This is a genomic window from Bacillus sp. FJAT-26390, from assembly GCF_001682865.1.
Taxonomy (GTDB): Bacteria; Bacillota; Bacilli; order Paenibacillales; family Paenibacillaceae; genus Pristimantibacillus.
This window is the reverse complement of record NZ_MAQX01000011.1, coordinates 333,257-348,749: the sequence shown is the minus strand read 5'-3', so window position 1 is coordinate 348,749 and position 15,493 is coordinate 333,257. Positions and strand designations below refer to the sequence as shown.

Below are 15,493 nucleotides of genomic sequence, written 5' to 3'. Positions count from 1 at the left end.
ATGCCGGTAGGCTTCTATTTTGGCGAGTTCGGTTAATGAAGTTAGAGGAGGGGAATGTGTCGTGGAAAATCCTATTTATGATAGGCTGCTTCCAGCTCCAAAAAATGGCGGCTTCCATATGGACGATTATTACATTTGGTGCGGTTCTGCGATTCAAGGAGAAGATGGGAAGTATCATTTATTTGCATCAAGATGGCGCAAGGAGCTTGGCTTTGGCCCGCAATGGCTGTTTAATTGTGAAATTGTAAGAGCAGCGAGTGACACCCCGGAAGGTCCCTATCAATTTGAAGAGGTAGTATTCAAAACTCGGGACCGTTCTTATTTTGATGCGCTTAATCAGCATAACCCTTCTATTAAATATTGGAATGGCACTTATTATCTTTATTATTTCGGAACCTCTTATGGCGGTCCAATACCTGAGCCGGGAGATGAGATTTCCTCCGATCGCGTCATTGAGGTATGGAACCGCAAAAGAATTGGACTGGCTACCAGCCAATCGGTATACGGTCCTTGGGAGCGCATGGATTCGCCTCTGCTCGAGCCGAGAACGCCTGGATATTGGGATTGTACCATTACGACAAATCCTTCGGCAGCTATTCTGCCGGACGGAACCACCTATATGATATACAAATCACGTGAGTATGCTGGGGCGCCGCTGCAGCTCGGAATTGTGAAAGCGCCTCATCCTGCGGGTCCGTTTGAACGATTGAGCGATTCTCCGATATTCAAGTTTGACAATGAGGATTTTCATGTCGAGGACCCTTACCTTTGGTACGCCGATGGGTTGTTTCACGTGATTATGAAGGATGATTACAAAAATAACAGCGGCGGACTTACCGGCGAGTGGGGAGCTGGCGTCTACGCCACAAGCGAGGATTGCATCCATTGGAGCCTGCACCCTAGTCCATTGTCTTATACGCGCAGCGTGACATGGGATGACGGGACAACAACCCTGCAATGCAATCTGGAGAGGCCGAATCTCTTATTTCACGACGGGAAACCAACCCATCTGTTTCTTGCGACCGGAAATGGCAAAGGGCCATGGGAGTTTGAAGGGGTAACCTGGAACATGGTGGTTCCTTTAAAATAATAATGATCATGCAGCTGTTCTGTTAAAATAAGCCTCCGGCAAATGACCGGAGGCTGTTTTAATTTGACATCATCTTTACGTTTCCGTCATCACACCGCCGTTGACATGAAGCACTTGCCCGGTAACGAATGAAGAATCATCGGAGGCCAAATAAATGTATGTTGGGGCGAGCTCGAACGGTTGGCCCGCTCGCTTCATAGGCGTATCTAGCCCAAACGTTTTGACATATTCAGCGGAATAGCTGGAGACGATTAGCGGCGTCCAGATCGGACCTGGCGCAACGGCATTAACCCTTATGCCGCAATCTACCAACTGAAGCGACAAAGAACGGGTGAAGGACACGACCGCTCCTTTCGTTGAGGAATAATCGACTAGAAGGGGAGCTCCGGCATAAGCGGTAACGGATGCTGTACTAATAATCGAGCTGCCCGAGCAAAGATAAGGAAGCGCCGCTTTTGTCAAATAAAAGTGGGGGAAGATGTTTGTGCGGTACGTATCCTCCAGCTGTTCATTCGATATGTCCATAATGCATCTCTGAGGAAATTGGACCCCTTGATTCAGAACCAAAATATCAATTTTCCCATAACATTCTAAGGTTCTGCGCACGATTTCAGGGGAGAACTCCGGCTTGCGCAGATCGCCTTCAATCAGCAGGCATTGCCGGCCGTATTGCTCCACCATTTGTTTGGTCGCGGCGGCATCTTCACGTTCGTACAAAAAGACGATGGCTACATCCGCGCCTTCTTTGGCGAAGCCAATAGCGACGGCACGGCCAATACCGCTGTCGCCCCCTGTAATGATAGCAATTTTGCCGGCTAATTTGCCGCTTCCTTTGTATTCGGGATTATCCGATATCGGAATCGGATTCATCAAATATTCCAGTCCGGGCTGTCGATCCTGATGCTGAGGGGGAAAAGTAATGGGCACTTCCTTGCATTTTGTTTCTTTCCCGTAGTAAGGAAATTTCGGAATCATCGTTGTTCCTCCAATTTCATAGGATGACACAGGATATTCACCTATTTGCTTTGGGGTGAGGATGGATTGAAGGAGGTTTTGCAAATAACAATAAAAAATAGTGTTCACTTTACATTATTTATGTGATAAAATTTAATTGTGCACAATTGAAAATAAAAAGGAGTTTTTCTTCATGCAAATCGTTGCGAATATCGTTGTGGGTATCGTTGCTGTCATTCATCTTTATATTTTGTATCTCGAGATGTTCGCTTGGACGACGCCAAAAGGACTTCGAGCCTTTGGGATGACGCAGCAAATCGCCGATGCCTCCAAAACTTTAGCAGCCAACCAGGGTCTGTACAACGGTTTTTTAGCTGCCGGATTAATTTGGGGTCTCGTTCATCCGAATGTTTTATTCGGCCAGCAGATTGAAATCTTTTTTCTGGCGCTTGTAATGGTAGCAGCGATTTATGGCGGGCTGACGGCAAAAAGATCGATTTTGTACATACAGGGCCTTCCGGCGTTGATCGGATTATTGCTTGTTGTGTTTGCGTAAGAATCGCATGAGAGCAAGCAGAGGGCACATTATGCGAAAAAGCTGTAGACGTGAAGTCTACGGCTTTTTTTGTTAGGTTTGCAAGCTTTGTAAACCCCGGCAACTTGACACAGGGCTTATAATTAATAAAAAAACAGTAAGCAAAGAGTAGGGGTCAAGAAGCAATGTATGGTGTGGAGCAGCATAGGCAAATCAACAAGGTGATGGAATACATAGAAGAAAATTTGAATGAGCAGCTCTCGCTTGAAAAGCTGGCAAAAGTATCTACCTATTCGGTTTATCATTTTCAGCGCACCTTTAAAGGGATCGTCGGCGAAACGCCTGCCTCTTATATCAAAAGACTTCGTTTGGAGAATGCTGCGCATTTATTAATTTATGAACAGCAAATACCGGTCACTCAAGTCGCGCTGATGAGCGGCTTTTCATCGTTGTCCTATTTTACCTACTCCTTTAATGAAAACTTTAACACGAGCCCGAAAAAATGGCGGGAAGGCGCTTATTTGGAACGGTTCCCAAGAGAATACTATAATAGCAAGAAATCTAAACAAGTTAGCAATAATGATATAGAAGATGATCAGGCGAGCACGTATACTGGGTTTAAGTGGCTGGACCTCAGCAAAGTAAAAACCGTCGATTTACCTGCTTGCAAAACGGTGAATAGGCAAAGCATCGGTCCCTATACCGAAGGAATCCCTCATGCATGGGAAGAGATTTATCATTGGTCAAAGGCTAGAGGCTTGATTCAGCCAGATACGTGGATGCTTGGCGTACCGCGCAACAATCCCTACATCACTCCGCCAGACAAAAGCCGATACGATTGCCGGATTGCTATTCGTGAAGAGGGGCACTCGGAGCATGCGGAGGAGAGCCTTTATTCGTTTAAAGGCGGGAAACATGTGGTGTATGCGTTCGATGAGCCTCTGGATTATAGGGAAAGAAGCCAAATGATTGAGTGTTATTCAGAGCTGTACAGCTTCTGGCTTCCGAAAAGCGGCTACAGATATTTAGGAAACCCAGTTGAGCTGGTTCAAATCGAACAGATAAACGGTTCGTTGGAGCTGGATTGCAAAGTCAAGGCGATCGCATTGGCGATTGAACCCAAGTAGAAAAGGAGTGATCGTCATGTCCATGGATTGGAGCGCTTTGAACGTAGTTGCTATTTTAGCTGGCGGTGTGATGTATATGCTGTATGGAACGATCTATTATTCCGTTAGGCTGTCAGATAAAAAAGGAATTAAAAACAAGGCTGTTTTAGAAAATCAAAGTGAGGGCCCGCTAAAATATATCTGTTCCGTTATCATCGCTTTCGTTAGCTCGTTCCTCGTAGCCGTGCTGATTCAATTAACCGGCGCTGAGAATGCGCTGCAGGGTTTAGGCATCGGGTTGATCATTGGCCTGCTGATAACAATCGTTTATTTGAAAAACTCGCTATTCGGGCTCATGTCCAGAAGATCTTTATTAATCGCAGTAGGCGACCACCTCATTATTTTCTTGCTGCTAGGCTGTCTGCACGGTCTTATGGCTTAAACGAATGACATATCCAGAGAGGGATGCGCATCATGGTCGATTTTGAATGGTATAGAAGCTTTTGTATCATCTATAAGCATCAATCCGTTTCCGAAGCAGCTAAGACCCGCATGATGACACAGCCCGCAATGAGTCAGCACTTAGCCGCTTTAGAAGCTGAGGTGGGGGAATCTTTATTTGTTAGAACGTCAAGAAAAATCGTTCCGACGGAGCGGGGAAAGGAATTGTATTCCCAGCTCGCTCCCCTGATCGAGTCATTAGAGGATACAACGAACAGCTTTAAATCCGCTTCACTGCCAACGTTAACCGTGATCAAGCTGGGTGCGGCACATGAATTTTTTACCGAAAAAATATTGCCTCGGCTTCATACGTACGACATTTGTACACTCACGCAATTTGGAACCGCCGAGCAATTGTTAGAGCTGCTGAAGGAAGACAAAGTGGATTTGATCATCACGTCAAAAAAGTTCCAATCGCCAGGCGTGGAATATTTGAAACTGATGGACGAGGAATTTGTGGTCGTTGCCCCTATCGATTATCAAATCCTTGAAACCGATAACGTGAAGCTGATGGAGCAATGGCTCTCCGCCCAGAGCTGGATCAGCTATGGATTGGAATTGCCGATCATCAGACGGATTTGGAGGGAGCATTTTAAGATACGCCCGTTGATTAGGCCGATCCATATCATTCCTAACCTGCATATGATCTTAAAGGCCGTCGAGAACGGTGCGGGCCTGAGCGTAATCCCGACATATTTATTGGAAAAATCGTTAAACGAGGGCAGAACAAAAGTGGTGTTTGAGCAGCTAAAGGTTACAAACGAGCTGTTTATCGCCTATCAGCTTAAGCATAAGCATTTGCCTCAAATTAAAGAGATCATGTCGCTCATTCGTGAAAATAAGTAAGGTCAGCTAGCAGATGCTAGTTGATCTTTTTTATTTCGGGTAGATGCATAAATATATTTATTAATGTATCGTCATTTCATAATTTGTTTTATGCATTGGATAGCGTTTAGAATAAAGAAGCAGCAATCATCTAAAACTACTGGAGGTTAAGCAAATGTCTAAAAAAGTGTTGATCGTAGTCACAAACCATACTGAGATTCATGAAAGCAAAAAGACAGGAATTTGGCTTTCAGAATTTGCTGAAGCATATATGGCGTTTACAGAAAAAGGGTATGAGGTTGCGGTAGCAAGCCCGCTTGGCGGAGAAGGACCCGTCGATCCTGGAAGTGTGGATGCCAGCACACCGCAAGAGATTTTAGACGCAAAAAAATATTTACAGAACACAATCAAGCTAGATGGAGTAACGGCAGACGATTATGATGCGATTTTCTTGCCGGGCGGCCACGGAACGATGTACGATCTGCCAGGTGATGCCAACCTTCAAAAGCTTCTGCGCGATTTCTATGAAGGAAATAAAATAGTTGCAGCCGTTTGCCATGGACCGGCAGGTTTAGTTGGCGCAACCTTATCGAATGGACAACCGCTTGTCGCAGGCAAAAAAGTAAATGCATTTACAGACCGGGAAGAAGCACAAACGACGCTGGATAAACATCTTCCGTTTTTGCTGGAAAGCAAGCTTCGTGACCTGGGAGCGATATTCGTGGCAGCGCCAAACTGGTCTACTCATTATGAGGTGGACGGCAATCTGATTACAGGGCAGAATCCACAGTCGACGCTAGCGGTAACGAAAGCCGTCATTGAAAAACTAGGCTAATCGGTAAGGCAGTTACGAAACGAGGAGGTAAGGCATGAAGGTATTTGTAACAGGCGCTTCAGGTTATATTGGCGGTTCAGTAGCAAAGGCTTTGCTCGAAGCGGGGCATACCGTGTATGGCTTAGTCCGCAATCCGGATAAGATGGAACCGCTCAGACAGTTGGGCATAGAGCCTGTTCTCGGAACGCTGGAGGATACGGCTGTTTTAACGGAATACGCGAAGCTGAGCGACGCGGTCATTCATACGGCTGACTCCGATCATTTGAAAGCAGTGGAAACCTTTATTGCCGCACTGCGCGGCACGGGGAAACCGTTTTTGCATACGTCGGGTTCGAGCGTCGTTGGGGATGATGCCCGCGGCGATACGACGTGCGAACAAATTTTTGACGAAGAGACGCCATTTGTCCCGATGGATATTCGTGCAGATCGTGTGGCGATTAACAACCTTGTGCGCAAGGCTGGGATAGAGGATTGGGTCAGAGGCATCGTGATCGTTCCTTCGATGATTTATGGAAATGCGCTTGGGCTGCCTGTAGAAAGCGATCAACTGCCGCAAATTATTCGCAAGTCACGAGAGCTGGGGGCAGGCGTTCATGTTGGTAAAGGCGTAAATCGCTGGTCCAATGTCCACATCAAGGATTTGGCTCAGCTGTACGTGCTGGCGCTTGAGAAAGCACCATCATCCTCTTATTTCTTCGCTGAAAGCGGCGAGGAATCGTATGGCGACATCGCCAAAGCGGTCAGTGAGGCGCTTGGATTCGGAGGCAGCACGATTAGCTGGCCAGCCGATCAAGCGATTGCGGAGCTTGGAGATTGGGCGCGGTTTGCGATTGCTTCGAACAGCCGTGTTCGCGCTGTGCACGCGAGAAACTTACTCGGATGGGCGCCAAAGGAAGAATCGATGTTCAACTGGATTAATCAAAACTTGAAATAATGTCGGTTGAAGCTGCCGAGCGTATGATTAACGGGAGCTTATCCAGTTAAATGCTCCAGCTATTTTCCTCGCGGGAAATTAGCTGGAGCTTTACCTGTTAGGTGTAAGCAACGGTTAGCATTAGCATTTAGGGAAGCTGATTAGCGATCTGCATGAGCAGTCAAAAAATGGCATGCAAGAAGGTTGAAAACATGCGGCGCATCCACATTTGCGCAGTGGCCCGCCCCGGGCATGAACACCAATTCGGAATGCAGCTCTAACCGATGCAGCTCCCTCGCGGCTGCTTGAATAAGCTCCAGATCATGTTCGCCTATAACGATCAAAAGCGGGTAAGGCATAGGGGTATTTTTTTTGATAAAAAAAGTGTTCATCCCAGCCATGGCGGAAAAAGATTTTCTATTAAAATGTTTGGCGCCTCGGGCAAACACAGCACGGCCTTGATCGGTGCAGCATGAAAACGCAGAGACATAACTTCTAAATTTCCTCATCGAAAATAAGATGTACAAGATCCATTTGAACCCTTCGCTTCGCTGTGATTTCAACACCCGCTCATTCGCCTTATGTATCGAATAACCCCCGACGATGATCACTGACTTTACCCGATCTGGATAACGGTCAGCAAACGCTTGCGCGACAAGAGATCCCATGGAGACGCTTAAAAGATGGCATGCTAAAATGCCATTTTCCGATAAGAGCTGGTTTATGATTTCTGGCATATCCTTGATCGACAGTTTAGCTCCGGCGACTTGATTTTCCCCGTGACCTGGCATGTCTAATACGATTATTTGATAGCTTTTCTGAAAATAGTCCATTTGTGCCTCAAATATATGATGGTCGGTGAATGCCGGATGCAGCATCAAAATCGTTTCTTTTTGCTGATCCCCTGTGATGTAATAGGTGAGCTGCGCGTTGTTAAACGCCAGCCTTTTGGTTATGCTATCGCTACGCTTCATCGTCCGCCTCCAATTCCGCCAATAGCCCTTTAAACCAAGCAAACATGCTTTGATGATAAAAGAGTCCCAGCTCCAACGTTTTAAGCTGAAATTTGACTACTTCCTTGAGATGGGCCGGAATTTCCTTCGGACTTACTTCTTCATAACCGGTTTCAAACGTATGAACGGAAACTTCAAGATGGGCAATGACCGCTTTTATAATCGATTGGCGATCCTGCGGCGGCATTAAGCCTAAAAAAAACAACCGTGTCGTCACATCCTGCTCCAAGCGACCCGGCGCAATGGCAGACAACATCCAGTCCATAAAATATTGCCTGCCAAGCGGATTTAACGAATAAATCTTTTTTCTCCGGCCGTTTTCGGTCACTTCCTCGAGATCGACATGCCCGTTGCTCTCGAGCTTCTTCAGCGCGGCTTGAATGCTACCAAGGCTGGCGCTAAAAAAGGGAGATACCTTTCGCTGCAACGCATTTTTTATATCGTATTGCGTTAAATGGCGAATCATAAGCAGACCCAAGATGACAAACTCCAACTCATTTACCTCCTTCGCTAAAATCCATTTGAGTATAACATACCTAATAGGTATATGTGAACCGTCAACATTCCATTACAGCATGGCTGAAAAATTAATCATTTTAGTTGTTACAACAAATGAATATAAACGTATAAACCATTTTGAAGAACAAATAGCAGGGGCAGCATAAGGAAAGAGGAAAATGCATATGGACAAATGGTACAAGCTTGATAATGCCGCAAAGCTGTTCCCTTCGGTTGCAAATACAAAAAACACGTCTGTTTATCGTATTTCAGCCGTACTGAGGGATCCAATCGAACCGGAAGCTTTGCAGCTCGCCGCCGATACGGTATTCGATAGATTTCCAATGTTTACGGTGAAATTGCGCAAGGGTGTTTTTTGGAATTACTTGGATGCCAACAACGAAAGAATCGTCATTGCGGAGGAACAGCAGTATCCATGCCCGGATATTGATCCAAAAACAAATAATGGCTATTTATTTAAAGTTTTATACTACAAAAATCGGGTGTCTATCGAGGTTTTTCATTCACTTACAGATGGCAACGGAGCAATCGAATTTTTAAAATCGCTTTTGTATTATTACCTTGCGAATACGGGCCAAGAAGTGGACCCGGAAGGAAAGATTTTGCTCGCGGATACCGGCGTGGATGCCAGCGATATGGAGGATAGCTTCCGCACGCACTTTAAGGATTGTTACGTTGAAAATTATCGCAACAGCAAATCGTACCACATTAAAGGGACACGCTTTGAAATTTTCGGCAATAACGTTGTCCATGGCATTGTTAGCGGCAATCAATTAAATCAGGCAGCCAAGCAAAAGGGCAGCACGGTAACGGCTTATTTAACGGCGCTGCTCATTTATTCCATCTATCAGACGAGGAATAAATATAGTGAGCGCAATGAACCGGTCGTGATTGCGATACCTGCTAATTTGCGCAAAATGTTTCCTTCACGCACGCTCCGCAATTTTTTTGGAGTGGTCAATATCGGAGCAAAGGTGACAGAGGATACTACTTTTGATGAATTGGTAGCAAGAACAGGCGAGATGCTAAAGCAGAAAACAAGCAAACAAAACTTGCAAAGCTTCATCTACAACAATGTGGCGCTTGAGCGCAATAAAGCTACCATGTTTGTTCCGCTTTTTCTCAAGAGCTGGTTTGTGAATTGGGGTTTTCAAACACTGGGAGAAAGCAAAAAAACGATGACACTATCCAATCTTGGCAATATTATTTTGCCGCAGCAGATGTACGAGTATATTGAACAAATCGAAGCGGTCGTCTATCCAACGAACAAAAGCCCGATAAGCTGTGGAATCTGCACGGTCAATGATCGGATGGCGATTACGTTTACGCGAAATATTGTGGAAGCAGATATTTTGCAATATTTCTTTGCTTACTTGGCGAATCAAGCCGGGCTTGAAGTGAAGGTTTACTCAAATGATTGGGGGAGGAGCTAATGACTTTATGCTCTCGTTGCAACGTGCTGGTCGATGATCAGCATGACCAGTGTCCGTTATGCTCGAAACCTCTTGGTTATAAAGGAAGCAGCCCGACAGGGTACCCCTCCTATGAGCATTACTACCAGGAAACCAAAGTGTTTACGGTTGCGAAGCTGTTCCTGTTTCTAACGATTGCGGCTATCATCCTTGCGATTACCATCAACCTGTTGACGCTGCATATCAATCCCTACCTTTGGTCTGCGATTGTGACGACAGGGCTTTTATACGCAAGCGTAGCGATTAAACATACGATTATGTCCAAAGCGCATATCGGCAGAAAAGTGTTGTTTAACTATACGGCATTATCGTTTTTCCTGCTCGTCATCGACATCTTTGCTGATTTTACGAAATGGTCAACCAATTACGCGATTCCGCTGTTCGGGATGGGAGCCACACTTGTGATGACGCTGCTAGCGATTGTCCAAAAATCGTTGTGGCGCGATGATATCGGCTATCTATTAGCGATGTTTTTCGTTAGTTTATGCCCCGCGCTGCTATTCGTATTTCAATTGTCCAATGTCATTTGGCCAAGCGTGGCGGCGATTGTGTATTCGCTTCTGACCATTATCGGAATGATTATTTTCTCCGACCGTAAATTCAAAGCGGAAATTAAGAAACGGTTCCATTATTAATCGGAGCTTCATCTACGCATGTACAGGCTTTTCGAGTAACGTAAGTGTTAAAGCAACAGAATTTTCTGCAAATGATCGGTCGGGGTTTGATTTCATTAGCACGGTAAGCCCAATTAAGGATACGACGAGTGTCTGCGCTAAGGCTGCTGCATTCGTGGATGAATCAAGCTCCCCCGATCGAATCCCCCGTTCAATCGCTTCTTGGAACAGGACAGCCAAATACATCTGATGTTCCCTCGTAAGGATTTCAAATTTGGCGTCATGAGGCGCAAGCTCTACCATCGTATTAATGCAAAAGCACCCTCGATTCCTTTCTTCCTCGTATGCACTGGCGACCAAACCTTCAAAATAGGAACGGAACGCTTCCTTTACGGATGAGCTCTTTTGCAGCTGTGTTCGAATGTGGGAAGAATGCTGCTGCGTATATTTTCGAAGCGCGGCTTCAAATAGCGCCTTTTTGTCTCCGAAAGCGGAATAAATACTTGGACGCTGAATGCCCATTTTGGCTGTCAGATCGCTTAATGAGGTTGCCTCGTAACCTTTTTCCCAAAATAATTGCATGGCTGCTTCTAATGCCTTCTGCTCATCAAATTCACGTTGCCTTGCCATTGCCACTCCTTCTTTCCATAACGATCAGTATTTTATTAGTTTATAGTTTTCAGCGTTCAATTGTCAAACCCATTGACATTATTCAGACACTGTTATATATTTCTCGCTATTATAATGTACTGATCGGTATGTAATTATGCTCAGTATTGATTTGGCGATCCATGTGATCCCCAGGAGGAGAGGAATGTTAATATGGAGAAGCATCAAGTGAAGGCGTTAGCCGATGAGAGGGAAGCAAGCGGTGTGAAACTGGATGCGGCGCAGGGTCAGCTCGTTAAGAAGGACGCTGCTCCGGGTCTTTCTCGAACCGTGATGCTGCTGTTTGCAGTCGCAAGCGGGCTGTCCGTAGCGAATATTTATTATGCCCAACCGCTGCTGGATAAAATAGCAAGCGAGTTTGGAATACATCATTCTGCCGTGGGGATGATTATTACCATTACGCAAATTTGTTATGCGCTAGGATTGCTTTTATTGGTACCGCTCGGTGATCTTCTAGACCCGCGCAAACTCGTTGTAAGTCTGCTGCTCCTATCGGTAATGGCGCTGTTCACGGTCGGCATTGCGCCTACGAGGATCGTTATGCTTGCGGGTATGGCTGTCGTCGGTTTGTTTGCCGTAGTCGTACAAGTGCTTGTGTCGTTTGCGGCGTCACTGGCAAAGCCGGCTGACCGCGGCCGGACGATCGGCTTCGTGACGAGCGGAGTAGTGATCGGAATATTGCTGGCGCGTACCGTCGCCGGCGTTTTGACTGACATCGCAGGCTGGCGCACCGTTTATTTTGTCTCGGCAGCCTTAACCTTGTTCATGGCTATCGCTATGTTCCGGGTGCTGCCGCGCCGCAAGAGGCAGAACGCGGCTATCGCTTATCCGCAGCTGCTGCGCTCGGTATTTATGCTGCTTGCTCAGGAACCGGTACTGCGCATTCGCGCGGTAATCGCTTTGCTTATTTTCATAGCGTTCAGCACATTATGGACTTCGCTGGTGCTGCCGTTAAGCGCGCCGGAGCTGTCCCTTTCGCATACGGTTATCGGATCTTTTGGCCTCGCTGGCGTCGCGGGCGCATTAGCGGCAGCGCGGGCAGGGCAGCTTGCAGACCGTGGGCTGGGGCAGCGGACTACCGGAATCGCTTTAGTTATTTTGATCGGCTCATGGCTGCCAATCAGCTTAACCGAGCACTCCTTGTGGGCTTTAGTTGTTGGAGTCATCGCGCTGGACTTTGCCGTGCAAGCCGTGCATGTGACGAACCAGAGCATGATTTTGAGCGTGCGGCCGGATGCGCGCAGTCGCCTTACGGCGGGCTATATGATTTTTTACTCCATCGGCAGCGCTCTCGGTTCGATTGCTTCAACGCTAGTCTACGCTCAAGCAGGCTGGATTGGCGTATGCTTGCTCGGTGCCTCGGTCAGCGTATTAGCTTTGCTCTTTTGGGCATTTACGCGGCATTTAATGGTAAGGTCTTGAAGCAGAAGTGTTTGTGAGGTGGTTAGTAGCTGCCAAATAATGAGTCTTGGCGCTGCGTTGCAAATTCAGCAATTCAGAAGAAATGAATGAGGATGAACTGTGCTAAGATGAATAGCAAGTAGAGAAACGAATGTGGAGGAGCAATAACGATGCCTAGAGAATTTTGGTTAAATCTTCCGGTTAAAGACCTCAAACAGTCAAAAGAGTTTTTCAGCCAGCTTGGGTTTACTTTTCATCCGAGGCATATCAACAGCGACGACATGGCGGGCTTGGTTATCGGTGAGGCGAAGGTATTGGTGATGCTTTTCCCAGAAGCCACCTTTAAGAAATTTACCGGCCAAGAAATCGCTGATACGAGGCAAGGAACCGAAGTGCTGCTTTCTATCGATGCGCAGAGCAGAGAAGAAGTAGATGAATGGATCGAGAAGGCGGTAAAAGCAGGCGGGACAGCTTTCAGCAAGCCACAGGATCAGGGAGGCTGGATGTACGGCGCCGGTTTTGCTGATCTCGACGGCCATCGGTGGAATGTGCTGTATATGGATATGAGCGAAATGCCTAAGGCGTAGTTACTGCTCGGGTAACGAGGGGCTGTCCCACAAGGTCTATGACCGTTTGGGACAGCCCCTTTCATATGGATTAGCTAACTACTATGAAAAAAAGACGTAGTTCGGCGCTCCCACGCCAAATGGCGGTCAAAACATATCCATGAGGTGAAGCCATTTGAGATTGTGAAAGAGCAGCGGAATCCCCTTTATCCAAAGGCGGGTTCCGCTGTTTTGTGCGCCGCCTGCAAAGAACGACAGCCCTTCTAAAAAGATACCAAGCGCCCGGTCTCCCGCCTAAAAAAAACACAAACCAAACAAAGCGACTCCATTGTTCGGCCTACCGATTCTTTATAGGATAAAGGCATAACTCAAAACAGCTTAGATAGGAGGGCAAAGCCAATGCCGCAAATCACGATTAAAATGTACGAGGGCCGTACAGACGAGCAGAAGGAAGAAATCACTAGAGTGTTTACGAGTGAATTGTCCAGAATTATTGAGCGGGAGCCGGAATTCATTCAAATCGAATTTAATGAGATTCCAATCGACGAGCATGCGCCTGCAAATCTGCGCAGGAAAATGGGGTGAATGCGATGCTCAAGCTGCAATATATGTGGAAGTTCAAAGCGTTATATTTTATCTCGATACCAGGCATCCTGTTCTTCCTATTGTTCAAATATGTTCCGCTGCTTGGATCGGTTATCGCTTTTCAAAATTACAATTTATTCGCGGGCTTCAAGGGCAGCCCTTGGGTGGGGCTGGCGCATTTCAAACGAATGTTCAGCCATTATGATTTCATTCGCATTCTTGGCAATACGCTTCTGCTTGGCATCTATGATTTGGTATTTGCGTTTTCAGCGCCGATCGTGCTTGCGCTCTTGCTGAATGAGGTGAGGCTGGCGCTGTATAAAAAAATTGTCCAAACGATCATCTATGCGCCGCATTTTCTTTCATGGGTAATTGTAAGCGGTATCTTTGTTGGCATTCTATCGCCTTCCTCGGGCGTCATTAACGCGATTATCGGTTGGTTTGGTTTTGAGCCTATTTACTTCATAGGGGAAGATTCGTACATTCGCACCATTCTGGTCAGCTCGGGCTTATGGCGTGACGTGGGCTGGGGAACGATCATTTACCTTGCTGCGCTGGCGGGCATCAACCCGGATCTGTACGAGGCGGCGGAGATGGACGGAGCAAGCAGATGGAGGCAGACGCTCGCGATTACGCTTCCGGCGCTGCTGCCGGTCATTACGATTTTGTTCCTGCTGAAGATCGGCGATTTTCTCGATTACGGATTTGAGCGGGTATTCGTTTTCCAAAATCCGCTTAACCTTCAGAACAGTGAAATTCTCGATACTTACATCTACAAGGCGGGACTTAATCAAATGCAGTACAGCTATGCGACCGCAATTGGATTGTTCAAGTCGGTCGTCGGCCTCACACTACTTTCCATCGCCAACTTTGTAAGCAAAAAAGCGACCGGCGAATCGTTGTATTAAGGAGGGACAGCAGTTGATCAGACGCGAATCGGCAAGCCGCAAACTATTTCTTGCTTTTAACTATACGTTCCTCACGCTTTTAGGCTTAATCATGTTCCTGCCGTTTCTTAACGTCATTGCGCAGTCGTTAAGCAGCGCCGGCGCGATCGACCGGGGAGAGGTCATGTTCTGGCCGGTTGAATTCACGACCAGATATTATGAATACGTATTCGATGACGTATCCATTTGGAGAGCGTTCAGCGTTACGGTATATATTACTGTGCTCGGCACAATCATCAACCTGCTGATGACCGCATCGCTTGCCTATCCCTTGTCGAGGCAGGAATATGTCGGCAGAACGTACATTTTGATCTTCGTGCTCATGACGATGATTTTCAGCGCGCCGCTTATCCCGCAGTTTATTCTCATGCGTGAGGTAGGTCTCGTAAATACGCTATGGGCGCTTATGATACCGACGGCAATCAGCGCCTTCAACCTGTTCGTGCTGCGCTCGTTTTTCACCCAAATTCCAACGGAGCTGGTCGATTCCTCGCGAATGGACGGCTGCAGCGAGCTGCGTATTTTATGGAGCATCATCCTGCCGCTGTCGAAGCCGGCACTCGCAACGGTAGGCATTTTCTACTCGGTGACGAACTGGAACAAATATATGGATGCCTTGTATTATATTAATGATGTTAAGAAATACCCTTTGCAGGTAAAATTAAGGCAGCTTCTTATTACGGATGACCTGACGGATACGGGCAATCTCGCATTCGAGGCGGCTTCGCAATCGGTGCAGGGCGTGCAGATGGCGGTCATTTTGGTCGCGACGATTCCCATTATTATGGTGTATCCATTTCTGCAGCGCTATTTTATTAAAGGCATGATGATTGGATCGATTAAGTCATAAGGCAGCACGGCTCTAACAGGCAGAGACTAAAAAAAAGACAAACGCAGCCAAACGGAGTCCATTGTGACGCTGCGCGCATCAACTCTACAATGGAATTG

The 15,493-nt window shown here is 46.8% G+C and carries 18 protein-coding genes; 14 read left to right on the top strand and 4 right to left on the bottom strand.

Annotated features, from left to right (window positions below):
* Positions 1-61 precede the first annotated feature (61 nt).
* A complete protein-coding gene (locus A7975_RS13225) occupies positions 62-1,090 on the top strand; it encodes a glycoside hydrolase family protein (protein WP_082198179.1) in 1,029 nt (342 codons plus the stop codon).
* A 75-nt stretch (positions 1,091-1,165) separates the two neighbouring features.
* Here A7975_RS13225 and A7975_RS13220 read toward each other — a convergent pair whose 3' ends face one another.
* Complete coding sequence (locus tag A7975_RS13220) at positions 1,166-2,065, bottom strand: SDR family oxidoreductase (protein WP_065385394.1); 900 nt, start codon at positions 2,063-2,065, stop codon at positions 1,166-1,168.
* Positions 2,066-2,237: 172 nt separating this feature from the next.
* On the opposite strand from A7975_RS13220, the gene A7975_RS13215 reads away from it, so the two are divergent.
* From A7975_RS13215 to A7975_RS13190, 6 genes are all read left to right on the top strand, one after another.
* Entirely contained in the window at positions 2,238-2,600 is a 363-nt protein-coding gene (locus tag A7975_RS13215) for a DUF1304 domain-containing protein (RefSeq protein ID WP_065385393.1), read from the top strand.
* A gap of 164 nt (positions 2,601-2,764) precedes the next feature.
* A complete protein-coding gene (locus A7975_RS13210; RefSeq protein WP_065385392.1) occupies positions 2,765-3,706 on the top strand; it encodes an AraC family transcriptional regulator in 942 nt (313 codons plus the stop codon).
* A gap of 16 nt (positions 3,707-3,722) precedes the next feature.
* Positions 3,723-4,127, top strand: coding sequence for a DUF1761 domain-containing protein (locus A7975_RS13205; RefSeq protein WP_065385391.1), 405 nt, complete (start codon positions 3,723-3,725; stop codon positions 4,125-4,127).
* 32 nt (positions 4,128-4,159) lie between these two features.
* Positions 4,160-5,032: a LysR family transcriptional regulator gene (locus A7975_RS13200; protein WP_053377158.1), complete on the top strand. Its 873-nt coding sequence runs from the start codon at positions 4,160-4,162 to the stop codon at positions 5,030-5,032.
* A 154-nt stretch (positions 5,033-5,186) separates the two neighbouring features.
* Positions 5,187-5,846, top strand: a complete 660-nt coding sequence (locus A7975_RS13195) for a type 1 glutamine amidotransferase domain-containing protein (RefSeq protein ID WP_053377157.1) — start codon at positions 5,187-5,189, stop codon at positions 5,844-5,846.
* A 34-nt stretch (positions 5,847-5,880) separates the two neighbouring features.
* Positions 5,881-6,780, top strand: coding sequence for an NAD-dependent epimerase/dehydratase family protein (locus A7975_RS13190; protein WP_065385390.1), 900 nt, complete (start codon positions 5,881-5,883; stop codon positions 6,778-6,780).
* Positions 6,781-6,920: 140 nt separating this feature from the next.
* On the opposite strand, the gene A7975_RS13185 is transcribed toward A7975_RS13190, so the two are convergent.
* Both A7975_RS13185 and A7975_RS13180 read right to left on the bottom strand, forming a co-directional pair.
* Positions 6,921-7,733 carry an alpha/beta fold hydrolase gene (locus tag A7975_RS13185; protein ID WP_065385389.1) on the bottom strand — a complete coding sequence of 271 codons (813 nt, stop codon included), beginning with the start codon at positions 7,731-7,733 and terminating at the stop codon, positions 6,921-6,923.
* The gene (locus A7975_RS13180; protein ID WP_065385388.1) at positions 7,723-8,265 is read right to left on the bottom strand and encodes a PadR family transcriptional regulator; all 543 of its coding nucleotides are present in this window, start codon (positions 8,263-8,265) and stop codon (positions 7,723-7,725) included. The genes A7975_RS13185 and A7975_RS13180 overlap by 11 nt, the downstream gene beginning before the upstream one ends.
* 190 nt (positions 8,266-8,455) lie before the next feature.
* Between A7975_RS13180 and A7975_RS13175 the strand changes: the two genes are divergently transcribed.
* Positions 8,456-9,724 carry a hypothetical protein gene (locus tag A7975_RS13175; RefSeq protein WP_053377153.1) on the top strand — a complete coding sequence of 423 codons (1,269 nt, stop codon included), beginning with the start codon at positions 8,456-8,458 and terminating at the stop codon, positions 9,722-9,724.
* The gene (locus A7975_RS13170; RefSeq protein WP_065385387.1) at positions 9,724-10,398 is read left to right on the top strand and encodes a DUF6320 domain-containing protein; all 675 of its coding nucleotides are present in this window, start codon (positions 9,724-9,726) and stop codon (positions 10,396-10,398) included. The genes A7975_RS13175 and A7975_RS13170 overlap by 1 nt, the downstream gene beginning before the upstream one ends.
* Positions 10,399-10,410: 12 nt before the next feature.
* Here A7975_RS13170 and A7975_RS13165 read toward each other — a convergent pair whose 3' ends face one another.
* Entirely contained in the window at positions 10,411-11,007 is a 597-nt protein-coding gene (locus tag A7975_RS13165; protein WP_065385386.1) for a TetR/AcrR family transcriptional regulator, read from the bottom strand.
* 312 nt (positions 11,008-11,319) lie between these two features.
* Between A7975_RS13165 and A7975_RS13160 the strand changes: the two genes are divergently transcribed.
* From A7975_RS13160 to A7975_RS13140, 5 genes are all read left to right on the top strand, one after another.
* Positions 11,320-12,468, top strand: coding sequence for an MFS transporter (locus A7975_RS13160; RefSeq protein ID WP_255314310.1), 1,149 nt, complete (start codon positions 11,320-11,322; stop codon positions 12,466-12,468).
* A gap of 149 nt (positions 12,469-12,617) precedes the next feature.
* On the top strand, positions 12,618-13,034 hold the full coding sequence (locus tag A7975_RS13155) for a VOC family protein (protein WP_053377150.1): 417 nt from the start codon (positions 12,618-12,620) through the stop codon (positions 13,032-13,034).
* A gap of 378 nt (positions 13,035-13,412) precedes the next feature.
* Positions 13,413-13,598: a tautomerase family protein gene (locus tag A7975_RS13150; protein WP_065385385.1), complete on the top strand. Its 186-nt coding sequence runs from the start codon at positions 13,413-13,415 to the stop codon at positions 13,596-13,598.
* Between the two features lie 5 nt (positions 13,599-13,603).
* Positions 13,604-14,506, top strand: coding sequence for an ABC transporter permease (locus tag A7975_RS13145; protein WP_065385884.1), 903 nt, complete (start codon positions 13,604-13,606; stop codon positions 14,504-14,506).
* 13 nt (positions 14,507-14,519) lie between these two features.
* Positions 14,520-15,395, top strand: coding sequence for a carbohydrate ABC transporter permease (locus A7975_RS13140; protein WP_442950637.1), 876 nt, complete (start codon positions 14,520-14,522; stop codon positions 15,393-15,395).
* Positions 15,396-15,493 lie beyond the last annotated feature (98 nt).